Origin of the sequence: Paenibacillus illinoisensis NBRC 15959, assembly GCF_004000925.1 — a bacterium.
Classification (GTDB): Bacteria; Bacillota; Bacilli; order Paenibacillales; family Paenibacillaceae; genus Paenibacillus; species Paenibacillus illinoisensis.
Map to the genome: position 1 here is coordinate 556,000 of NZ_BIME01000003.1, position 21,890 is coordinate 577,889.

Below are 21,890 nucleotides of genomic sequence, written 5' to 3' on the forward strand. Positions count from 1 at the left end.
AAAAACACATCCTTAGTGGAGTTATAGTACTCTCCCAGATAAAACCTTTCGAAGATTCGAGGTTTATCATTAGAGAAGAGCTATTTTCCAAAAAGGATGTGTCTTCCTATCTTAAAATATGGTTTGAATATGTTCTATATTATGAAGCTTTGGCTGCCACTGCTTTTTGAATGAGAGCTTTGGCATCGTTATTGGAGAGGCCTTGTTTCGGCTCGAGTGAGTTGTTCTCTGCCGCTCCAAGAATACCTTGCTCAATCAATTGTGCCAAGGATTTAACTGCATAGGCAGATACGGATTTACCATCTTTGAAACCAGCAATAATCGCAGCAGCATCTTTATCCGAAGCTGGATTTTTCAACAACTTAGCAAGAATAGTGGCTGCTTCTTCACGAGTGATATCACGGTCAGGGTTGAAGTTGCCACCAAAGCCTTGAATGAATCCAGCGTGAGCAGCTTCAGCGATGGCATCTGCATATGCGGCGTCAGCAGCCACATCCTTGAATGCAGGTGCTGTAGCAACTTCGTTTAGTTTCAACATGTCTACTAGCGCACTTACAAATTCAGCACGGGAAATGAATTCTGTAGTCACCGGTGTTTCTGGTTGCTCTGCAGGTGCAGCGATGTTCGTAATGCGTCCTTCTGTTTTAGCCTCAATCGCGCCGCCTTTATAAGCATCTACAATGTATTGATAGAATACATCCAGATCGATAGGGCCAGCCAGGGATGATTTAGCATCCACCAGTACTTTATAGTTGTCTCCACCTGCTGCCATAAAGTTGTTCACTACAGCTGTATATGTTTTGGCAGGATCAATAGCCGTACCATCTTCAAGGCTAAGACTAGTTACACGTTCTGCAACTGGTTTATTGAAATCTGCAGTGTATTTCAAACCAGAGATTTGTAGTGTTTTGGTGTTTGGCGTACCATCCGCATTGGTTCCCCATTGTTGTTCCAACAAGGTTTGAATTTGCTCACCCGTCAGCTCTAGTTTTACTAGAGTATTGCCAAACGGTTGGATTTTAGCAAGATCAGCAAAGGTCACATCCCCTTCGGGCAGATCTGCACGAATACCACCTGGGTTCATAAATGCAAAGTCAGCTTCGCTTGCGTTATCCCCAAAGTCAGCTTGACGCATTGCATCTGCAATGAGGTTTCCTAGAGGTGCCTCGTTATTGTAAGCATCTGTGCGAGTGACAGAACCATCTGTTGTACCTACTGGCTTGGTTAGCTCAGGATGCTTGTCCAATGATTTTTTTATAATTGCCAAAGATTCAGGGTCTTCTTTTACACCCTCTTGGAACGTTGTTGTCACTGTTGCAGATTTTTCAGTTACATCCCCAGTCGTCGGATCAATCATCAACTTGATATCTTCAAATGCTGTACCATAAGAGTACGCTTGAACGATCAATTTCCCATTCACTTCACCGTTAGCCAAAGCGTGATTGTCACCTGCAACGATAACATCAACAGGAGAGTCTGCTGGCAGAGCTTTTGCCAAATCAGCTGCTTCTCCAGTAGTTACGCCTTCTTTGGTTGTTGCTGGATCATGGGCCAGAACGATGATCGTTTCAACACCTTGATCTTGCAATTCTTTAGAGTATTTATTGACCGCTTCCACTTCTTCCTCAGCACTTAGGAAACGCACGCCTGCTGTACCCGATGGGGAAACTTTAGCCGGTGTAGATTTCGTCACCAATCCGATAAATCCGATTTTGACGCCGCCCACTTCTTTGATCACATATGGCTTAATTAACGTTTTGCCCGTGGCAGTCTCGATGACATTTGCATTTACATAATCAAATTTTGCTCCAGCATGAGTCACTTTGCCTTCTTTAGGATCTAATCCACCAAAGATCTGTGCTTTCAATGCAGCAATGCCTTGGTCGAATTCATGGTTGCCGAGAGAACCTACATCGAAGCCCATCATATTCATCCATTCCATCGTAGGCTCATCCCGATCCAAAGAAGAGACTGGCGCAGATGCACCAACAGAGTCTCCATTATGGAAGAGTAGGGAGTGTTCATATTTGGCTTGAGCTTCTTTCAGATATGTAGCTAGAATTGGAGCTGTTCCTGCCTTTTTATCCCCAACCATTGATGTGGTATCGAGCTGACCATGCAGGTCATTAATTCCGATCAAGTGTACTTCTACATCTGTGCCTGCAGCAGAGACAGGACCTACCGCGCCGAATAGTTGAGTAAGTAATAGTGCAGTAGTTGCCACACGAATAGTGCTTTTCCCCAGAACTTTTTTCCATGACATGCGTTAAAAAACCCCTCTCCAATTTCTGATCCTGAGATATTTTAACATAAATCTAGTGATAAAAATCGCGAATTATATCAAATGGATGTAAAAATTTTGAAAGATTGATAGAGAGGAAAGCAGGTCTATTTTATTGAAAGATGACGAACTTCAAGTTCTTTTCTTTTAAATGTTCAAGAATAGCTGGAAGTGCTTCTAATGTGTTCTTGTTCTCATGCAGCACATATACGCCCCCAGCAGCTTCCACCTGGTGAAAGTACCGAATAATATCCTCTGGCTTCTTCGCATTCCAGTCCTCTGGATCCCGATTCCATAGGAGAGTCTTCATATTCATCTTCTTGACCTCAGAGACAAGTTCGTTGTTCATCGCACCGTATGGTGGTCGGAACAACGTAACCGTATTATGCGTCAGTGATTCTATAACGCTGTTTGTCTTCGACAAGCTTTCGCTCTGATCCTGAGGAGTAGATTTCGGAAGCAAGCTGTGATCCCAGGAATGATTTCCGATCGCCATTCCATGTTCACTTGCATAGATAACGGCGTCCTGATTGCGTTTCACCTTCTGCCCTACGAATAGGAAAGTTGCCGCTACCTTCTGTTCTGTCAGAATGTCCACAAACTGCTTCGTAAGCGCGGAAGGTCCATCATCAAAGGTTAAAGCCACATACCCCTTGGATAAACCAAAGAAGGACTCCTTTTCATCAATATTGATGACTTCAATGGAGGCTTGGTTGGTACTAGGCCGATCCGATACTTGTGATACGACCAAGTTGCCTGTTTTTGCATGCTCATCGATGATTTTGGACTTGTATGTATTACTTATAGATACAGGAACCATCGCTGCTTTTGAAGCATCTTTTTTTTCCTCTGCCTGTGCCACTCCGATTGAACTGCTAAATGTATCTGAATTGTTATTCCCCTTCGAAGTGATAGATAGAACAATCAGCAAGCCGGCAGTGAACAAGAACAGAATGAGTATTTTAGGCATGTGTACAGAGAATTGCCCCAGGAGGTGCGTCCGCTGCTGAGCGGGTTCCTGTACGCTGTCTTCCTGCCCCCCATCTTCCATAACTACGGGCGGAAAGTTCCTAATCCGCTTTATTTCATTTATGTATGCTTCACTGCACGCAAAATACTGTACATCCCGGGAAACATCTGTGGATCTGATTATGGAACTATAAAAGGTGTTTCGGTAAGGATCCCACTTGGCATAAGGAGAGAGTCTGATCCTGTCTCCATTCATTGGCTGTAACACTTCAAGTCCAAGATATGTAAACTCATCAATAACCATTTCATATGTAGCTTGCCTATCCTCTTGGGTCACGGTGATTGTGATTTGATGTACACCCTCCGAGGTCTTCCCAAGCGATAACAGCTCTATTACCTGCGTAATGTATGTCTCCATACCACTCGTCCTCTCTTCCGATCAGGCATCACTTTAATCGTTTGGAGATTCCTCGGTTTTTCCAGCGTTCGATGCAAACGGAGATGTCAGTCTGTTCGTAAAGTCATTTACCACATTAAGCAGATGCGTTTTCTCCTGGCGAAGAGTATCGAATTTCTGCTTCATTTGAGTGAGCTCGGATTCAGATCGGACATTCTTCTCCTCAAGCTCGCTGATTCTCTTATTCTTATCGGTAATCATCTCATTGTGTTTCTGAAGCAGGCCAGCATAATTCTGACGTTCGAGTTCAATGACACCTTTTAGCTCCTCATTCTGACCAGACATATTGGATTGGAGCTCCCGATAGTCTTCCAGCATCTGATCAACCTTCAGGTTCTTATCGGCCAATTTCCGCTCCAGCTCCAAAATGCTCTTCTCCCGTTCCTCAATGACCTTGCCCAAGTTCTTTAGGTCTCTGTTCAAGCGATCATTTTGTCCGTTCGCATGGTTTAGTCGATCCTGTACATCGCTATGACTCATTTCAACATGCTGTTTATCCTTAATCATCTGCTCTACGGCGAATAACAGATCAAGCGAGCTTTTGTCCATATGGGCCTTATTTATTAAAACAGAACCTGAAGGCTCTTCCTTCACTTCGGAAGTACTCGAATTTAGTAATACTTCCTCTTGCGGCTCGTCCAAGTCCCTCTTCATGCCAAGGTCCTCTCTCGTTTGCTGCTCAAGTCTACTCTTCTTCTTTTGGAACGGTGAAAACATATATTAAATCACCTTTTCTAAGAAAATGTTGATAAATGTCGATTCATGACATATAACTGCATATTAATTATCGGAAATTCACTTGTATTTCTTAATATATTCGATAAATTAACCTCAGAACGCAGAAAAAAGAGACGTGGACATCTTCCGGCGTCTCTTGGTATTAAACAGCTTACGATAAAGAACTTTATGGCACATCTTAGACTGGATGGTGGCAGTAATACAAGAACAGAAATTAATCCTAAACTAGTGTATGTGGCATGAAAATGATTTTTCACATAATCCTTAATGGATAGACTCCAGCTCTGCTAGAGATAACTTGCCATCTTCCATCCGGTATATCTTGTCGCAATAAGTAAGCAGACGCTCATCGTGTGTCACCATAATCGCCGCTTTGCCACGAGTTCTCACTTCATGGGCAATCAAGGCGACAACTTCATGAGCACGCTTGGTATCCAAACTTGCTGTAGGTTCATCTGCCAATATAACAGCGGGATCGTTAATTAACGCCCGAGCAATAGCGGTACGCTGCTTCTCACCCCCGGACAGCTCCTCGGGGTAGCCCTTCAGCTTGTCTCCTAGACCAAGCTCTTCAAGCAACCTAATGGCCGTAGTTTTATCTGATGCACGAACCTTGCCCGACATTCTCTTCACGACAAGCAGCTGATCCAGAACATTCAGGTAAGGTACCAAATTCGAAGCCTGCATAATAAACCCAATTTCATGCAGCCGCATATCGGATAACTCGTTACTTGAAAGCTTCGATATGTCCTTCCCTTTTAGTATAATCTCTCCCTCAGAGGCTTTAAGCAGCGCGCCCGCGATGGATAGAAAGGTACTTTTTCCAGATCCGGACGGCCCTACTACTGCGACGAACTCACCTGGCTCCACCTTTATGGATACTCGGTCTAATGCCGTAATACGATTTAATCCTTCGTTGTAATATTTTGAAGCTGCTGTTATTTGTAAGCCTTTAGTCATTACTCAACCCTCCCAAGTGCCTTAAGCGGATCAATTTTTGAAATCGTGCGGACGGATACTAACGAACTAAGCAATGAGATCACCAGCAATACAACGGAATAGGTGAACACCAGCTTCGTATCCAGCATGAATGGCATGCCTTCAGGCATAATTGCCGCTGTCCCAAATGTCAATAAGATGCCCACAATAATGCTTGAGAATGACAAGACAAACACCTGTGAGACGACAGCTTTACCTAGGAATCCATTCTTCGCCCCGATCGCTTTCATAACCCCGAACTGATTGGACTTCTGCATTGTGAATACATAGAAGAATACGCCAATGATGAATGCAGAGATTGCAAGCAGGAATGCAAGCATCATCATGATGGTGCCATTCTCTTCTTTGTATCCAGGCATTCCCTGCACCGCTTCTCCACGAGTAACTGTCTCGGTACCCGGAAGCTGTTCATTTATGACATTCGGATCAATATCTTTACCTTGAAGCATAATTGCATTGACGGGTTCTGTGATTCCCTTATCGGAGCCTGGTGCTGCAAATGCAAGCTTACGCCACTCTTCAATAGGAACAAATACAGCTGTTACATGATTGTACGTCTGATTCTTGACAAAGCCGACAATCGTCAACGATTCCGTTGAACCATCTAGCTGGAAGGTGTCCCCTAGCTTAAATCCTTTATCTCTCATCGTATCATTGACAATGACCTTGTTCATTTGGTCGGATGTCAGTCCCGTACCTTCCACAATTGCCGGTTCAAGGAAACTCCCCGGCTCGATTCCGATAATCGCTATATCTACCTTATCCTCATTTAAAGTGCTATTCCCTTTGATAGCCGATGCCATCATCGTTCCCATAGGTGAAACAGCACTTACATTCGGCATCTCCGTTAATTCTGCTGACAAATCATTAGATAATAAAGACTTACTCATTGAAGCCTTGGATCCTTGCTCGAAAACTACATAATCAGCCTTCATGGTCTTAAATGTCGAGGCCGCAAGTGTAGATAACCCATTCCCCAACCCTGATAGGATGAACACCAACCAAGAAATTAGCACAAAGATGATCGCAATCATCAAAAATCTTGTTTTGCTGTGCCTCAGTTCCTTTAGTGCCAAAAACATATATCATTCATCTCCTCAACCTATTTAATTGACACTCGTGTCAAATTAAATATCTCTATCCCTTGGCACGTAATTTAATATAGAATTTATTTGACACACGTGTCACATATAGTATAGTTTTTATATGACGCGCGTGTCAAATATATAATTTCTTATCTCTTTCCTGCCCCGCCCAGCCATATTTGGTACAATAGCTTACTCCATTGAGGTATAGGAATATTCATCATATTGGGTGTATCAATAAGGGTAAAAAAGACACCAATAATGGCAGGGAGCGGGATGCTCGGATTCAAGTGTCCCTCTTTCTGAGCACGAATAAACAACTGCTCCAGTTGATTTTTCAAAGTCACGTGTGCCTGCTCAACAAATTCAAGATCATTGGCTGCAGCCACAGAATTGGCTTTATTTATTTTATGAGCATATCCAAACAATTGATGGAAGCTGGCTTCCTCCAGATATATATCCAGCAGTAGCTGGAGGGCAATCATGCAATCCGTTTCATCAATAGCCAACGCCTTCTGTAGTACACTTTCCATTGACCGTTTCATACATGCAGCAACTATCTCTTCTTTATTCGAAAAATATTGATAGATCGTGCTTCTTGCCCCAACCAGGTTCTTCGATAGCAATTTAAGTTGGAACCCCTCGTAACCATATTCAAGAAGCACTTTCTTGGTTTGGTCAAGCAACTCTGATTTTGTAAAAGCCTGCTTTCTTCCCATGATAATCACCGTCCCTTATTGCTAACCCTAGTCTACATTGTAACAAAAATTGCGCCCTATTTATGATAAGGTTCATTCCGATTGATCTTCACCGCGCGATAAATCTGCTCCACCAGCACCAGCCGCATTAACTGGTGCGGCAGGGTCATGCGCCCGAAGCTCAGTCGCTGCTTCGCGCGGCGCAGTACCTCATCGGAGAGCCCGTGGCTTCCTCCGATGACAAACACGACATGGCTCGTCCCATACGTGCCGAGCTTGTCGATCTCTGCTGCCAGCTCCTCGGAACTCCAGAGCTGGCCGTCTAATGCGAGCGCAACAACATGCGCCTCGCTCTTCACATGCGCGAGGATGCGTTCACCCTCGCGCTCTTTTACCGCCCGCACCTCAGCTTCGCTCAGGGTGTCGGGCGCTTTCTCGTCTGCGACCTCGATCATCTGAAACTTGATGTACGGGGCAAGACGCTTGGCATATTCCTGAATGCCGAGCGTCAGATATTTTTCCTTCAATTTGCCTACGCCAATAATCTGAATGAACATAAAACCACTTCCTCCTCATGATCCAATCCCATATGTATCTATTTATGAACAGTGCTTCCCCACACCTATGATCTCCCCTACTAAACCGGTATCCTCTAGCGAACCTTATGCACCTTATACGCCTCAAGTACACATTAATGCGCGGCTAAAGAATCTCACGCACCTTAATACGAGGAAGTAATGGCTCTATACAGTTCATTTCTGGCAAATAGCGTGTCTACGGTTCGTTAACCCACATATCGGCCCAAATCAACCCATTTAAAACGTCTCAGGTTCCTTACATTACGCTTCAAAGAATGACTCTCCTACCCGACTTCACCCACAGACAGCAGACAGCACATACCGCCATCTCCTCATTCTCCCACAAACACAAAAAGAGCGTTCCGACACGCTCTCCCTGCTTCTTGCCTTTGATGTTCATACCGGATGGCAGGCGAGCGAGTGCGTCCATAAGGGACGCCTCTGCTGCGGATGCCTACACAGTACGCTAGACGACGAGAAACTCAGCCTTTTGTTCGCACTCGGCGCACTTCGCAGGCGGGTCCCAATCGGCAAATTCCGTCTCCTTCAGATCAACAATATCCGGAGCGTCCTCATACTCATCGACAAACATGTCGATGGCAATGTCCACGTGTTCTTTGCATACAACGTACATCCGTTCAAGCATCCTTTCTGTAACCAGCTATGCTCCCGATTCACAACCGCTTATCCATATAGGATAGCCACTTCTCTGTTCTATCACACCTGGGGTGGAAAAGAAACCCCTATCCCTCATTTATCGTGTTTAACCCCCAATAATCTTCCCCAACCGGCAAAAATCAAACCAAAAAAGCGTTCTTGTTCGACACTATACCGTGTCCCTAGAGAACGCTCCAATGATTCCATACAATAACGCTTATCTATGTTTCAACGCATTCAATCTCCAGTCCAACGTTCTTAATTCAATCCGGATTGTGCCTTGGTCAGCAGCTTGCCACCCTGGAACGCCAAAATCGCATTGGCTCCCGTATCGCCAGCTCCCTTATAACTGTAGACGACCGTATTCTCCGCTTCACTCAGGGCTTCGCCTTCCCCGCCGACGATCTCCTTCACTTCATCATACGTCATGCCTACCTCAAGCTTCTCATATTGAGCAAAGGTAATCCGTATGCCATCCCCCTTGCCGGCAGATCCGTTAATACCTGAAGCAGCAGAATCATTCCCACCCACTTCATTTACTGCTGTTACCGTACTATTCAGCTCTTCCAGCTTCTTCTCCAGCGCAGCAATCTTCTCATCCTGCTTTATACTCTTCTCACCTTGTGAAGCAAGCTGCTTCTCCAGACTTGCAATTCGTCCCTCCAAACCGCTGTTATCCGCAGACCCAGAGGAAGATACCTCAGATCCACATGCAGAGAGTACGGATAGTGATAGTAGTAAAGCCGCTCCTCCGAGCGATTTTTTCATCAAATGTTTCATTTAATAAGCTCCTCTTCTTGCCAATTGATCTTTCAACCCAACCACGACAAATGCATGTTACTCGCACAATCGTGCACCCTTGGCACGTTTTAAAATAGTCTATCATAGCCTACACCTTCTGTAACTGAGACTTTGGCTCTGGTTCAATCCGCTTATTCGGAAAGAAAACAAAAAAAGTCCCCGATTCGTGTCAGAAGGTTCCACCATTCCAAATGAATGATGTGTTGCCTCTTTCACGAGCAGGGGACTTCTCGCCCAAATTCATTTCCGATTACCTTTACTCCGGTTTATCGGTCAGCTTCACGGAAACCTTCTCGGCATTTCCGTCCCGATAAAAGGTGACTTCAATGGTGTCGCCAATCTTCTTCTTATCGTACAGATATTTCCGAAGATCCAGCGTAGAGGTAATTTTTTGCCCATCAAATTCCGTAATGACATCATTGAGCTTCAGACCCGCTTCGGATGCCGGACCAGATGCTTCGAGCACCACAACACCACTATCGACGTGAGATGGCAGCTTCAGATCCTTGCGCTGCTCGTCATCCAGTGGTGCATATGGATTGCTGAGATCAACGGTGTACACGCCCAGGTATGGACGGGACACTTTGCCGCTCAGCAGCAGTGAATCGACAGTTTTCATCACTTCATTCATCGGAATCGCAAATCCCAGGCCCTCAACGCCTGTATCCGAGATTTTCATCGTATTGATGCCGACCACTTTGCCGTTCAGATCAACGAGTGCGCCACCGCTGTTGCCTTCGTTGATGGCTGCATCCGTCTGGATTACGTTCTGCTCCCAGTCGTATACACCATCCTGGTTAATGGACACGGGCAGGATCCGATCCGTATAACTGACAATACCGGAAGTCAGCGTACCACCCAAGCCAAGCGGATTCCCGATAGCGAGTACTGTCTGGCCACGCTGAAGCTTGCTGGAATCGCCAATCTCCGCTACTGGCCCAATGCCTTTGTCATCCTCAACAGACATGACTGCGATGTCGCTTACGCGGTCCTTGCCGACCAGTTTCGCCTTGTGTGTCTCGCCCTCGACGGTCACGATCTCCAGATCACTTGCCCCTTCAACGACATGATGATTGGTCATGATATAGGCCTTGCCATCTTCCTTCTTGAAAATGACACCTGATCCAAGCGCCGAATCTTCCATGGATAGACTGCTACCCGTCTTATGGTTTACGATGCTCACGACCGAAGGACGCACCTTGGCTGCTGCCTGGATAATCCGGTCATATGGATCAGCCGCCTGCGCGGCCTGCAGGTTACCTCCGTTCCCGCCATTGCCTGTAGCGTTGGCCAGAGGAACAGATGCGGGCTGCATGATGAAGCTAAACAGCGTGACGGTCACGATGGAACTGATTACCGAACTAATGACTGCCACCTTCACGGTGGAGCTGATGCCCGAGCGCGATCGGCGCGGATTTTGCCAGCGATCCCGTCCACCGGGGCGGATAATCTGAAGTTTGCCTTTCTGTACAGGCTCGGCGCGTCTTGATACTTTGGTTGAATAAAAATCGTCTCCGAACAATCCCATCGTGATCCTCTCCCCTTCGTTGTCACGCATCCAGATCCTGACTGCCGCCTGATCATTGTGGCATGGCCAACGATGGTGTTCTCACATAGCCCACTCTGCCGACAGATGAACCTTTCGATTCGCTTCTCCAAGTTCATTCTGTCGTCTCCGTTACGTGAAGACCCCAACGGTTTTCCATGCTTTCTAGCATTTTTTCAAGGTTGTTTTGCATATCGCTGCATCCCCGCTATCCCGAAATGAAGCGTCTATGTACAGCAGAACGGACACTCCCATCCTGTCTATGAATCTACCAGCAACGTTCTAGCATTCTACGACATGCCAACTTCCCGAGCAAACAAGCCTCTCTTGCAAGGCTCCATATATACTAAACACGCCAAATTCAAAAAAGTTGCATAATTACGAAGATTGACGCAAATTTCTGCTAAAGCAGGTTTATCAATAACGGACCTACAATAAAACGTCCATAGTAACTATCACCACAAAACCCGGTTCGCTAAGCGTACTTTTTCCAATTTCCCAAGAACTTTTTCGGCCCAGAAAGCCACAGACTTCAGCATACACGCCTCGCAGCTTAAATTATAGCGGCAAAAAGAGGAATGTTTTCCATCCAGCCTGACTACAATAATAGTAAAAGACCAATTCGAAGGTTCATAGAAGGAGGATTCACTTATGGAACGCACGCGTACTTTCACAGCCATGGATGAGGTTCATATGGCGGCCAAGCTGGCCGATCTCAAGGAAGAACATTATCGTAATACCCTAGCGTTAAGCACGATCATTGAGCTGCTGATCGACAAAGGCATTCTAACCCGCGAGGAAGTGGAGCGCAAAGCTGCCGAGCTCGACAGCTTTATGGCTCACCCACCCTATCCCATGGCGTAGGACGGTCATAATAGGTATCACAGAGTCTGAACTCATGATCCTTATAAAAACAGCCCCGGCTTTCCATCGCTTCACGCACCGTCATTTTCGCCAAGTCCATCATATTATGGTCCCGGCTGAGATGTGCCAGATACGTGCGCTTGATGCGTCCGTTCATCAGTTCACTGAGCGCTGCCCCTGCCGCTTCGTTCGACAAGTGCCCAATGTCGCTCAGAATGCGGCGCTTGGTGTTCCATGGATAACGCCCCATGCGCAGCAATTCGACATCATGATTCGCCTCCAGCACAAGCACATCGGAATCTGCGATTGCATCGCGAACCTTGTCGCTCATATAGCCAAGGTCTGTTGCGACGGAGAGCTTCTCGCTGCCATCATCGAACGTGTATCCCACAGGCTCCGCTGCGTCATGAGAAATGCCAAAGGATTCCACACGCAAGGAGCCAAAATCATGCTGCTCCCCCGTCTCGAACACCCTCCGGTTTTCCTCTGGAATGGCCCCAACCGACTTCTCCAGTGCCGCCCACGTATTCGTATTTGCATAGATTGGTAAATTATATTTCCGAGACATCGCGCCTAGTCCTTTAATGTGATCGGAATGTTCATGTGTAACCAGAATCCCGTCCAGCTCCGTTCCTGAAATCTCCCGTTCCAGAAACAAAGCTTCCAGACGCTTCGCACTAAGGCCCGCGTCAATCATGAGGGAAGTGCCCCCATGCTGTATAACTGTGGCGTTCCCTGTCGAACCGCTGGATAACACGGTAAAATATATCCCCATAACGCATTACTCCCCTGGTTTGTCTGTCTTGGGACTGAATACATCCCCACTGATGCCCTGCACGTATAACACTTCGCCACTTTCCAGCACGAACCGCCATGCCGGCATCGCTACCTGTATATCGGAATTGAACAACTGGCCGTAATAGCCCAGCTGAATGTCTTTAACAATTGCATCGTTCGGCAAAAAATTCTCGATCAGCGTTCCCAGCGCCTTGGGCGCCGGAAGCACCTGCTGATCGCTCTCCTCTGCGGTTGTAATCCGCACCGGAGTCTGACGGTAACCCGTAATTTTCTGATCGCTGTAGAACAGCTCCAGACTGACATTGAAGAGCGGCCATTTCCCATCGACTAGCGGATGAAGGACAAATGCCCCATCCTCCGTCATCAGCTGATCCAGCCGATACGTGCCAATCTGCGGAATTTCATCCGCCAGCACGTCCGCCAGCTCTCTTTGCGAGAAGATCAGCTTGCTGTCCACCGGCTTGTCCAGATCGATTCGAATCCCCGTCTTGTCCTCTTCTATAAACTCATAGGACAGCTTGGGCAGCTTCGGCGTTTCGTTCGGGATGGGTGCCAGCACCTGAATACCCTTCTCTTCCATCGCCTGCTGTGTATTATCTGCCAGCGAGGTGAAGTCCAGATTGGCTCCGGCCGTCTCCCGTGCATCCATCCAGATTTGGTAACCCAGCACCAGATTGAGCAGCAGGAAGGCATAGATCAATACATTTTTCGCCCGTCCCCAATCCAAACCATTCACCTCCGTTATTTAATATAAGACGACTAATCTCACACTGGACCACTACGCGGTCAGAACAACCTTCCGATCGCTGTTACCCCCGGATTTCATGAATTCTCTTCAAAAGGGGAAATCCGGTGGTAGCGTATGCTTCCGAAGTAGCTTTCTTTCAGAAAGCTTTTAGCGAACGCTCCGCTTCTTCAGGTTATTTCTGCCCTCTCCGTTATCGTGTGACCTTACACCTCGCTCAGATCGAAAGACTCCGGCACCCTACAAAAACCTATCAAGAAACAGTGGTTTCCTCTCCATTGCTGAAGCGGATCACCCATACAGGGATTAGCTTCAGTCCACCTTCAATCGTGGACGGACGATACGCTGGGTACACATCTACCACTTGGCGGTTCTCTCCAGCAACCTTCTCGATAAGGGCCTTCAGCTTTACTCCACCTGATAGCTTCACCGGCTTCTTCGTCTCGGCACCCTCGTTCAGGTATTCCAGCGAGCGTTCATAGCTGGACACGGTCTCCTGCTGCATCTCCATACTGATGGTGCCAAAGCGGAACTGCACCGAGTCCATAATCGGAAAACTACCGTAATACTGTTGGAACTCCAGCTGTGTTTTGTTATCCACGGTATCCAGCATCATGCGTGAGCGGCCTTTCCAGCCGCCATGCTGGTTCACAAAATCCACCGCGGACAGCGCATCCTTGGCCGCATCAATCTGCCCTGCAGGCGGTGCAGCCGGGTCCGTATAGCTGATCCAGCGCTGATCCTGCTTCACTTGCAGACTTCGTTTGCTGTCTGTATAGATCTCCGACCCATCCTTTTCCCGGATATTTCGGGTCATACTCGGATCGAAGAACAGGCTACGCTGCATCTGCTCCACCGTGAACTGCCCGGTCGGCACATCGGCCTCCACCGCATCCAGCGGCTCTGCCGGAATATAATATCCGCCTTCCGTCAGTGTGTATGGCGTCCAGTTGGTACCGAAGTCGACATGCTGCTGTACGTCCTGGACCGTCAGGTCCGCCTGAGCAGCTTCATAGACAACATCACCTTTGGCACTGAAGAACAGTGCATGGGCTTTGGTTTCATTTTTCGCGGTATAGATCGCTATCCGGTTAATGGTTTCCCCCTGAAACAACGAATCCGTACCCAGCCGCATCACTCGCTGCAGCAGGGCAACCGGAATGCCTTCCTTGAAGGACAGCTCAATGCCGGGGTTATCCTTGCGGATCTGATCCCAATTTACAGACTGTAACGTGCGCCGCTGAAAATCATCAAATGTCCGTCCTTGCAGACGTGAATAGATCAGCTGGTAGAAGGTATTGCCTGGATAAAACACGGTATGCTTGTCCTCTCCCAGATGAATCATCATCTGATCGGGAAAGATCAGTTCCTCAATGTCTCGCTCCTGACCCATATTCTCGGTTTTCACATAGTTCGTCTCAGACGTCACAATGGAATCCCCGCCTCCGGGCAAACGATAGATCAGAAAATAACTCTGCACCAGACTGGCGGCAACGAGAGAAGCGAGCACCAGGGATTTAATCCGTTCCTTCAAGGTGCTCACCCCCTTCTTCACGCATAGGCAGTGTGAACGTAACGGTTGTGCCGACATCAACTTCAGACTCCAAAGAAATGGTGCCATCATGCGCCCTAACAATTTCCCGGGCAATGGATAGTCCGAGTCCTGTACCGCCCATGCTGCGGGAACGAGCTTTGTCCACACGATAGAACCGTTCAAAGATACGATCCAGATCCCGCTGCGGAATACCCATTCCCGTATCTGACACGGAAATGGCAAGGGTATGCTCATCACTGCGTCTGGCCGCGATTGTAATCGTACCGCCCTCCAGCGTATACTTCAGTGCATTGGATACGACATTATCCAGGACCTGATCAATCTGGTCCCGATCAAGAGGTACTTCAGGAATGCCATTCTCAACCGACAAAACGGGCTGAATATCCTTCTGATGCATCTGGAATGAGAATCGATCCGTTACCTCCTCCAGCATGTCCATAATATCCGTCGGCTGTTTGCGCAGCAGTGCCTCCTTGGAGTCGAGCCTGGAGAGGTGCAGCAGATCCGTCACCAGCCGTATCATCCGCTCCGTCTCATTCTGAATAACGCCTACAAAACGTCCAGCCAGCTGCGGATCTTCAAGTGCTCCATCATCGAGCGCCTCTGCATAACTCTTGATCGTCGTCAGTGGTGTACGCAGCTCATGTGATACATTCGCAACGAACTCGCGCCGGGACGCCTCCAGCTCTTCCTGTTCGGTAACATCCTGAAGCACGGCAATCGTTCCGGTAATGCCCAACTCACGCCGATGAACCGGTGTAAATGTCATGCGGATCACCACAGGGTCTTCCTGCCCGGCAGGTGCAATCTGCAGCAGCGTCGAGCCTGTAAAACCACTTGCAAGTGCTTCTGCATCTTCCGGATCAATGCCGAGCAATACGGCAAAATGCCTGCCTTCGATATCCGCAGGACGCATGCCCAGGATGCTGCTGGCCCGGCGGTTGACCAGAATGACTTTGCCATACTCATCAGTCGCGACCACACCATCACTCATGTTCGTCAAAATGGACGTTAGCTTCTCTTTCTCCTCTTCGTTCTGAGAGAGTGCATCCCGCAAGCGACTGGTCATGTAATTGAACGCCCGGCTGAGCTGTCCAATCTCATCTGTACCGAATACAGGTGTCTGCTGATCAAAGTTCCCTTCGGCAACCGCCGTTGCCCTGCGGGTAACTTCCTTGATGGGCTGCGTAATGGTATGCGACAGAATGACGCCGAGCACTGCGGTCAGTACCAAGGCAATCAGTATGCCGGAAATAAAAATCTTATTGATTCCCTCCATGGTGGAGTACAGCTCGTTCATGGAGGCGGCGATGTAGACCGCGCCGATGATCTTGCCGCCGGACATGACCGGCTTGGCCACGACCTTTTTACGGACATTATCTTCGTCCACGATATATTCCTCGTTATCCCGGATGCCTTGCAGTGCCCGGCTGACAACGGTCTGGGTATTTTTGCGACCCACGTAATCGGAATGTGAACTCAAGGAAGTGGTCAACACTTTGCCACTGGCATCCAGCACCTGAATCTCGGCACCGTTAATGTTGAACAGATTGTTTACCAGTACGCGCAGGTTTTCCGTTTTGTCCTCGCCAGCCTCTGCTTCTCCGCCAGCCATGGTCTCGCCCACAAGAACGGACAGCATCTCCGCCCGTGCCTGCAGATCCTCGGTAAAGTTGCTCGTCAGGGAGTTCTTCATCGCACTCACGAAATAAACGCCGATCAATTGCATCGCAATCAAAATCAGCAGTACATAGATTATAATCAGTTTCGCCTGAATCGTTCGGAAGAACGAAAATCGCGAGAAACGCCCCATTATATCCCCACGCTTTTGGGACTGCGCACGAGATAACCCAGCCCGCGGCGAGTCAGAATCGTTTCCGGTTTGCTCGGATTCTCCTCAATCTTCTCGCGCAGACGACGGATCGTAACATCCACGGTACGTACATCCCCAAAATATTCATATCCCCATACTGCCTGAAGCAGATGTTCCCGTGTCATGACCTTGCCGGAGTTCTTCGCCATATAATAGAGAAGCTCATATTCACGGTGCGTCAGATCAAGCGGTTCCCCGCTTTTATAGGCGGTATACATGTCCATATCAAATGCAAGATCGAACAGGCGCATGACCTGCTTCTCGTCGTCCTCCGGAGCTTCGGCAGCCATAGCAGGCTTCTGTCGTCTGCGCATCTGTGCCTTCACCCGGGCGAGCAGCTCTCGCGTACTGAAAGGCTTCGTTACATAATCGTCCGCACCCAGCTCCAGGCCGAGCACTTTATCAATTTCGCCGTCCTTTGCCGTCAGCATAATAATCGGCAGCTCCAGATGGGCGCGCACCTCGCGGCACACATCCATGCCATCCTTGCCAGGAAGCATCAAGTCCAGCAGCATCAGATCGGGTTTCTCGGATAACGCCAGTTCAACTGCACGAATGCCATCAAAAGCGCAGATGACCTCGTACCCCTCTTTTTCCAAATTAAACTTCAGAATGTCCGCAATGGGCTGTTCATCGTCCACCACCAAAATCTTCCCCTGCATCCGCTGTATTCACCCCTATATCCTGCTTGATCCGCTCTAGCGGTCTTTATCTCTTTTGGTTCTTATCTTCTATGACAAATGTAATTCTAAGGTTTGATCTATAAAGGTATCTTTACTGTATAGTTTAACATACCTGAAGGACAGTCACATCCTGATCCAACGATCCAAATGCTACAAATTGAAAATATTTTACAGCATGAAAAAACAAGGCCGGCATTTAAGCCAACCTTGCTTCTGATTTCTTTCACTTAGTTAAGATACGTCATCGGATTTTCTGGCGTTCCGTTCTTGATAATCTCGAAATGCAAATGCGTTCCGGTCGAACGACCCGTGTTGCCCATAACGCCGATGCTCTCACCTTTTTCAATCACTTGTCCAACCTTTACGCCAATGCTGTCCAGGTGGCCATACAGTGTTTCATATCCGTTACGATGGTTAATGATAATGACATTGCCATACCCGCTCTTCTGTCCTGCAAAAGTAACCACGCCTTCATCGGCCGATTTCACATCCCGGTTACCTACCAGATCGACACCTTTATGCTGACGACCCCAGCGTTGTCCGAAGCTGCTGCTCATTGTTGCGTTTGATACAGGCCAAGCGAATTCACCTGTACCCTCACCAACCACTTTCGTTCCACTCAGCACCACTTCAGTAACAGCTGCCTTGATGACTTCCTGGCCCAGCCATTCTTCCTTGATGACCTCTCCATTTTCCTTGGTTACACGGTACTGCATGCTTTTTAATCCGCTTTGTCCAGGACGTACCACTTTGGTTGTGCCGGCTTTTAGCTCAGCACTTTTGCGTACTTCAACCTGTGGTTTGATCTCAATTTGCTCCACGACCTGCTCAACCGACTTCACCGTAACTGCCGGTTTAGGCACCGTCAGCGTAAGCTCGTCCCCGATCTGCAGTGACGTTTCCTTGATGCCTGGATTATTCTTCCGAATCTCGCTTTGCGTAATCTCATATTTGGCCGCGATGGAAGAGATCGTATCTCCTTCACGCACCACGTAGGTTACAGGCGCGTCTTTACCAACGGTTAACGCTTTAACCGCCTCGGACACATCCCATATTTTGTTCGGATCTGCCTTCACTGACTCTGTCGCCACATCTTCCTTGATGTCCACGGACTTCAGCGTTGTACTTGGCCCTTCCGCTTTGCTTGACGAGTTAGCCGATACCGACTTCGTCTTGAGCGAACTGCGCACAGCCGATGCCGATATGTATTTGCTCTGCACTTGTTCCAGAATGGCATCAGCTGTTGCCTGATCCTTCACAATGCCGATTACTTCGCCATCCACTTTGAGTTCCACGCCTTTGGCATATGCTGTCAGCATATCATCCAGCTTGTCCAGCGTTTCTTCGCTGTTCACTTCAGGTTTGTACGCTTTTACCGTTTCGGTCGTGATGCCATCTGTGTTCAGCACCATTTCCGCGTCAGGATATTTATTTTGGTATTCCTCGGTTTTGTCTGCAAAAAGTTTCTGTAATTGCGCTTCATCCGTGATGCTGCCAATCTCATTCCCTTTTACCATGACCTTGTAATATGGAACGGTGTTCGCAGCAACGTATTGCTTGCCTGCGAATCCAACCGATGCAGCGATGAACACTCCGCATGCTGCTGTAATGATCCATTTACGCGAGGCCAGAACGCGCTTTTTATTTACACTGAAGTTGGACATGCTCATGTTGTTTTTGTCTTCGGCCGTCCGGTGTTCTCCGGATTGTTCGTGTACCCGGTTTTTGCCCGGTTGGCGTATGCCTCTGAAACCTTTCATGATTCTCTCCTTTTCAGCACTTCTCAGTTCGCATTTCTGTCAAGACACACCCATCCGTGTCTGTCTCAAGTCTGTCGATATTTGGTTCTGGGTGTCCGCAAATCAGGACTTTAGCTGCGCTCATAAAAGTGTCAAAATTTTAACCTTTAATCACACCCGTATACTTTAACACAGGTTTTACACTCATTTCAACTCTATGCGTCACAGCCCAAAGCCGCGCCCCGCTTGGTTTTCCTGTATTATCCATAACATGGCAGGCGAATATTCTTACCCATTATGCCTCACGTTCAGGTATACTATGTAGTTTCGGTCTAGTTTTAAGACTAGGTTCTAAGACCCACAATAATGCGAAATTATTTTCATAAAAGCACAATCAAAAAATCCCTCGCCTGATGATCTCAGACAAGGGATGCTTGTATGAATTGAATATGCTATCCTACTATATTTCTCGGTTGCTCTCAGGCCTTGAAGAATGAATTCCTGAATTCATAGTTACGTCAAGCTCTATACGCCTCATGCGTATTTGTAATCTATTACTTATTCAGCCTGAAGCACTTCCATAAGATTATCGTATTCCTCACTCGTCAGATATTTCGATATCACCTGTTCAATATCACGTAATTCCTGTTCGGTCAGGCCATCTTCCATCGCGCCCGAGATCTGCTGCATTTCATTTTGGGGAAGCTTTGCCATCAGCAGACTGAAGATCTTCTCTTTTTCCTCCAGAGGCAGCTTGTCCTTTGTTCCCGTAATATCATCTGGTGATACGACAATATCATCATTACCTGAACCAGCAGAGTTACCAGACGTTCCAGCCGTACCATTGCCAGCTGCTGTCCCGTTTCCACTTCCCGCAGCGCCTTCTGGAGCCTTATTGGGGTCTGTGTCTATGCTGCCAGTGTCACCGTTGCTGCTCTCGCCTCCACCGATTGAAGCCGTCTGGTCGGTTTTATCTGACCCATTCCCTGTATTGCCAGAACCATTGTCAGTGCTTGTCTCCGGTTGATCTGTTCCATTCTCCATGACCGATATGGCGTCCTCTGGAACTTGTTCTTCTTCAGCACCAGTCGGCTGATCCGTTGTTCCTGCTCCCGGTTTGTTCTCCTCGCTCGCCTTACCACCGAGTGCACCCTGGAACATGGATGTTAACCCCAGCGGTTGACCTTCCCACTCAATATTAAAACTCGCCAGCAGCGATTTCACATACGACTGTACAATTAATCCGGTTGTCAGTAAGGTCAATGAACTAACCAGCATGACGGTAAGTACGATTTTGGCAAACCATTGAAGCAACTTCATCCCTGTTCTCCTCCTCCGATTATCCAACCTGTCTGTGGCAGTCAGCACATCAGGTCTGTGATTCTACTGTTATTCAGTATTGACGGAAATCTCGGGATTATATCAGGAGATATGCGAAAAACCCCAGTCATCGCTTATGGGGCGACAACTGGGGGCTCTGATTCAACTTAATTATACGTAGATTGGAAGAACTTGATTCGTTTGCTCACGGTTACGACCTACGGAGAAGATTGCAATTGGAATACCTGTCAGCTCGGAAACACGTTTCACATAGTTCTGTGTATTCACAGGCAGATCTTCCAGTTTCTTCGCTCCCGTGATATCCTCGCTCCAGCCTGGCATCTCTTCGTATACCGCTTCACATTCGGCCAGCATTTTCAGACTGGCTGGGTAGTGTGTGATGATCTCTCCACGGTATTTGTATCCTGTGCAGATTTTCACCGTTTCAAGACCTGTCATCACATCCAGAGAGTTCAGGGACAGTCCTGTAATGCCGCTGACACGACGAGCGTGACGCACGACAACACTGTCGAACCACCCCACACGACGCGGACGTCCGGTTACGGTACCATACTCATGTCCAGTCTCACGGATCTGATCACCAACTGCATCATGCAGCTCCGTAGGGAATGGGCCATCTCCTACACGTGTGGTGTAGGCTTTAGCTACTCCGATGACCTGCTGAATGCGAGCAGGACCAACGCCGGAACCAATACATACACCGCCTGCAGAAGGGTTGGATGAAGTTACATAAGGATACGTTCCTTGGTCAAGGTCCAACATCACACCTTGTGCACCTTCAAACAATACTTTTTTGTTCTCATCAATGGAATCGTTGAGTACAACGGATGTATCACGCACGTATGGACGCAGGATTTCTGCATATCCCAGATAATCTTTCAGAATTTCTTCTACATCTACTGGCTGACCGCCGTAGACTTGCTCGATCACACGGTTCTTCTCTTTTACCAGATGACGCAATTTCAGTTCGAACTCTTCCGCATCAAGCAGGTCAACCATCCGAATACCGATCCGAGCTGATTTATCCATGTAAGCTGGACCAATCCCTTTACCAGTTGTACCAATCTTGTTTGGACCTTTGCTCTCTTCTTCCAGTGCATCCAGAACCATGTGGTATGGCAGGATGATATGTGCGCGTTCACTGATGAACAGGTTTTTAGTCGTAAAATCATTATCATGAATATAGTTAATTTCTTCAATAAGTGCCTTCGGGTTGATAACCATGCCATTACCAATGACACAAGCTTTATCCGTGTAGAAAATGCCCGATGGAATCATCGTCAGTTTATATTTTTTGTTGTCGATCAGAATCGTATGTCCTGCGTTGTTACCACCTTGGTAACGAGCGACCACGTCTGCGCTTTCAGCCAAATAATCCGTAATCTTACCTTTACCTTCGTCTCCCCATTGCGTTCCCACTACAACTACCGTTGACATCGTACATACCTCCGTGGGTGCCTTGCGCACCTTTGTATTGGTCTGT

At 47.7% G+C, this 21,890-nt stretch carries 20 protein-coding genes; 1 reads left to right on the forward strand and 19 read right to left on the reverse strand.

All coding sequences use genetic code 11. The features are described from left to right. Positions 1 to 139: 139 nt before the first annotated feature. From PIL01S_RS11060 to PIL01S_RS11105, 11 genes are all read right to left on the reverse strand, one after another. Positions 140 to 2,263 (reverse strand): bifunctional metallophosphatase/5'-nucleotidase, encoded by a 2,124-nt coding sequence (locus PIL01S_RS11060; RefSeq protein ID WP_127537583.1) that lies wholly within the window; start codon positions 2,261 to 2,263, stop codon positions 140 to 142. 130 nt (positions 2,264 to 2,393) lie between these two features. Then, on the reverse strand, positions 2,394 to 3,668 hold the full coding sequence (locus tag PIL01S_RS11065; protein WP_127537584.1) for a polysaccharide deacetylase family protein: 1,275 nt from the start codon (positions 3,666 to 3,668) through the stop codon (positions 2,394 to 2,396). 33 nt (positions 3,669 to 3,701) lie between these two features. Further along, on the reverse strand, positions 3,702 to 4,424 hold the full coding sequence (locus tag PIL01S_RS11070) for a hypothetical protein (RefSeq protein ID WP_127537585.1): 723 nt from the start codon (positions 4,422 to 4,424) through the stop codon (positions 3,702 to 3,704). A 285-nt stretch (positions 4,425 to 4,709) separates the two neighbouring features. Continuing rightward, on the reverse strand, positions 4,710 to 5,405 hold the full coding sequence (locus PIL01S_RS11075; protein ID WP_127537586.1) for an ABC transporter ATP-binding protein: 696 nt from the start codon (positions 5,403 to 5,405) through the stop codon (positions 4,710 to 4,712). Beyond that, a complete protein-coding gene (locus tag PIL01S_RS11080) occupies positions 5,405 to 6,526 on the reverse strand; it encodes an ABC transporter permease (RefSeq protein WP_127537587.1) in 1,122 nt (373 codons plus the stop codon). The genes PIL01S_RS11075 and PIL01S_RS11080 overlap by 1 nt, the downstream gene beginning before the upstream one ends. A 152-nt stretch (positions 6,527 to 6,678) precedes the next feature. Further along, positions 6,679 to 7,248 carry a TetR/AcrR family transcriptional regulator gene (locus PIL01S_RS11085; RefSeq protein WP_127537659.1) on the reverse strand — a complete coding sequence of 190 codons (570 nt, stop codon included), beginning with the start codon at positions 7,246 to 7,248 and terminating at the stop codon, positions 6,679 to 6,681. Positions 7,249 to 7,304: 56 nt separating this feature from the next. After that, a complete protein-coding gene (rlmH, locus tag PIL01S_RS11090; protein ID WP_095362209.1) occupies positions 7,305 to 7,784 on the reverse strand; it encodes a 23S rRNA (pseudouridine(1915)-N(3))-methyltransferase RlmH in 480 nt (159 codons plus the stop codon). Between the two features lie 289 nt (positions 7,785 to 8,073). Beyond that, positions 8,074 to 8,235 (reverse strand): hypothetical protein, encoded by a 162-nt coding sequence (locus tag PIL01S_RS29480; protein WP_164764219.1) that lies wholly within the window; start codon positions 8,233 to 8,235, stop codon positions 8,074 to 8,076. A gap of 36 nt (positions 8,236 to 8,271) precedes the next feature. Continuing rightward, positions 8,272 to 8,439: a CxxH/CxxC protein gene (locus PIL01S_RS11095; protein ID WP_068964251.1), complete on the reverse strand. Its 168-nt coding sequence runs from the start codon at positions 8,437 to 8,439 to the stop codon at positions 8,272 to 8,274. A gap of 281 nt (positions 8,440 to 8,720) precedes the next feature. Then, the gene (locus tag PIL01S_RS29835) at positions 8,721 to 9,242 is read right to left on the reverse strand and encodes a hypothetical protein (RefSeq protein ID WP_246058170.1); all 522 of its coding nucleotides are present in this window, start codon (positions 9,240 to 9,242) and stop codon (positions 8,721 to 8,723) included. 277 nt (positions 9,243 to 9,519) lie between these two features. Further along, positions 9,520 to 10,791: a S1C family serine protease gene (locus tag PIL01S_RS11105; protein ID WP_127537588.1), complete on the reverse strand. Its 1,272-nt coding sequence runs from the start codon at positions 10,789 to 10,791 to the stop codon at positions 9,520 to 9,522. A 669-nt stretch (positions 10,792 to 11,460) separates the two neighbouring features. Here PIL01S_RS11105 and PIL01S_RS11110 point away from each other — a divergent pair. Then, entirely contained in the window at positions 11,461 to 11,673 is a 213-nt protein-coding gene (locus PIL01S_RS11110; protein WP_127537589.1) for a hypothetical protein, read from the forward strand. Here PIL01S_RS11110 and PIL01S_RS11115 read toward each other — a convergent pair. The 8 genes from PIL01S_RS11115 to PIL01S_RS11150 all read right to left on the reverse strand — a co-directional run bounded on the left by PIL01S_RS11115 (position 11,642) and on the right by PIL01S_RS11150 (position 21,844). Then, a complete protein-coding gene (locus tag PIL01S_RS11115; protein ID WP_127537590.1) occupies positions 11,642 to 12,448 on the reverse strand; it encodes an MBL fold metallo-hydrolase in 807 nt (268 codons plus the stop codon). The genes PIL01S_RS11110 and PIL01S_RS11115 overlap by 32 nt on opposite strands. A gap of 6 nt (positions 12,449 to 12,454) precedes the next feature. Continuing rightward, positions 12,455 to 13,198, reverse strand: coding sequence for a two-component system regulatory protein YycI (yycI, locus tag PIL01S_RS11120; RefSeq protein ID WP_127537591.1), 744 nt, complete (start codon positions 13,196 to 13,198; stop codon positions 12,455 to 12,457). A 271-nt stretch (positions 13,199 to 13,469) separates the two neighbouring features. Next, positions 13,470 to 14,750 (reverse strand): YycH family regulatory protein, encoded by a 1,281-nt coding sequence (locus tag PIL01S_RS11125; protein WP_127537592.1) that lies wholly within the window; start codon positions 14,748 to 14,750, stop codon positions 13,470 to 13,472. Beyond that, complete coding sequence (gene walK / locus PIL01S_RS11130; protein WP_127537593.1) at positions 14,734 to 16,584, reverse strand: cell wall metabolism sensor histidine kinase WalK; 1,851 nt, start codon at positions 16,582 to 16,584, stop codon at positions 14,734 to 14,736. The genes PIL01S_RS11125 and walK overlap by 17 nt, the downstream gene beginning before the upstream one ends. Further along, positions 16,584 to 17,306 (reverse strand): response regulator YycF, encoded by a 723-nt coding sequence (gene yycF, locus PIL01S_RS11135; protein WP_095290587.1) that lies wholly within the window; start codon positions 17,304 to 17,306, stop codon positions 16,584 to 16,586. The genes walK and yycF overlap by 1 nt, the downstream gene beginning before the upstream one ends. 248 nt (positions 17,307 to 17,554) lie before the next feature. Beyond that, on the reverse strand, positions 17,555 to 19,087 hold the full coding sequence (locus tag PIL01S_RS11140; RefSeq protein ID WP_127537594.1) for a peptidoglycan DD-metalloendopeptidase family protein: 1,533 nt from the start codon (positions 19,085 to 19,087) through the stop codon (positions 17,555 to 17,557). A gap of 537 nt (positions 19,088 to 19,624) precedes the next feature. Continuing rightward, positions 19,625 to 20,386 carry a hypothetical protein gene (locus PIL01S_RS11145; RefSeq protein ID WP_127537595.1) on the reverse strand — a complete coding sequence of 254 codons (762 nt, stop codon included), beginning with the start codon at positions 20,384 to 20,386 and terminating at the stop codon, positions 19,625 to 19,627. Between the two features lie 171 nt (positions 20,387 to 20,557). Continuing rightward, positions 20,558 to 21,844, reverse strand: coding sequence for an adenylosuccinate synthase (locus tag PIL01S_RS11150; protein ID WP_127537596.1), 1,287 nt, complete (start codon positions 21,842 to 21,844; stop codon positions 20,558 to 20,560). Positions 21,845 to 21,890 lie beyond the last annotated feature (46 nt).

Coding starts and splice junctions, on each gene's coding strand:
- PIL01S_RS11060 (WP_127537583.1), bottom strand. CDS start 2,263: ATGTCATGGAAAAAAGTTCTGGGGAAAAGCACTATTCGTGTGGCAACT.
- PIL01S_RS11065 (WP_127537584.1), bottom strand. CDS start 3,668: ATGGAGACATACATTACGCAGGTAATAGAGCTGTTATCGCTTGGGAAG.
- PIL01S_RS11070 (WP_127537585.1), bottom strand. CDS start 4,424: ATGTTTTCACCGTTCCAAAAGAAGAAGAGTAGACTTGAGCAGCAAACG.
- PIL01S_RS11075 (WP_127537586.1), bottom strand. CDS start 5,405: ATGACTAAAGGCTTACAAATAACAGCAGCTTCAAAATATTACAACGAA.
- PIL01S_RS11080 (WP_127537587.1), bottom strand. CDS start 6,526: ATGTTTTTGGCACTAAAGGAACTGAGGCACAGCAAAACAAGATTTTTG.
- PIL01S_RS11085 (WP_127537659.1), bottom strand. CDS start 7,248: ATGGGAAGAAAGCAGGCTTTTACAAAATCAGAGTTGCTTGACCAAACC.
- rlmH (WP_095362209.1), bottom strand. CDS start 7,784: ATGTTCATTCAGATTATTGGCGTAGGCAAATTGAAGGAAAAATATCTG.
- PIL01S_RS29480 (WP_164764219.1), bottom strand. CDS start 8,235: ATGGACGCACTCGCTCGCCTGCCATCCGGTATGAACATCAAAGGCAAG.
- PIL01S_RS11095 (WP_068964251.1), bottom strand. CDS start 8,439: ATGTACGTTGTATGCAAAGAACACGTGGACATTGCCATCGACATGTTT.
- PIL01S_RS29835 (WP_246058170.1), bottom strand. CDS start 9,242: ATGAAACATTTGATGAAAAAATCGCTCGGAGGAGCGGCTTTACTACTA.
- PIL01S_RS11105 (WP_127537588.1), bottom strand. CDS start 10,791: ATGGGATTGTTCGGAGACGATTTTTATTCAACCAAAGTATCAAGACGC.
- PIL01S_RS11110 (WP_127537589.1), top strand. CDS start 11,461: ATGGAACGCACGCGTACTTTCACAGCCATGGATGAGGTTCATATGGCG.
- PIL01S_RS11115 (WP_127537590.1), bottom strand. CDS start 12,448: ATGGGGATATATTTTACCGTGTTATCCAGCGGTTCGACAGGGAACGCC.
- walK (WP_127537593.1), bottom strand. CDS start 16,584: ATGGGGCGTTTCTCGCGATTTTCGTTCTTCCGAACGATTCAGGCGAAA.
- yycF (WP_095290587.1), bottom strand. CDS start 17,306: ATGCAGGGGAAGATTTTGGTGGTGGACGATGAACAGCCCATTGCGGAC.
- PIL01S_RS11140 (WP_127537594.1), bottom strand. CDS start 19,087: ATGAAAGGTTTCAGAGGCATACGCCAACCGGGCAAAAACCGGGTACAC.
- PIL01S_RS11145 (WP_127537595.1), bottom strand. CDS start 20,386: ATGAAGTTGCTTCAATGGTTTGCCAAAATCGTACTTACCGTCATGCTG.
- PIL01S_RS11150 (WP_127537596.1), bottom strand. CDS start 21,844: ATGTCAACGGTAGTTGTAGTGGGAACGCAATGGGGAGACGAAGGTAAA.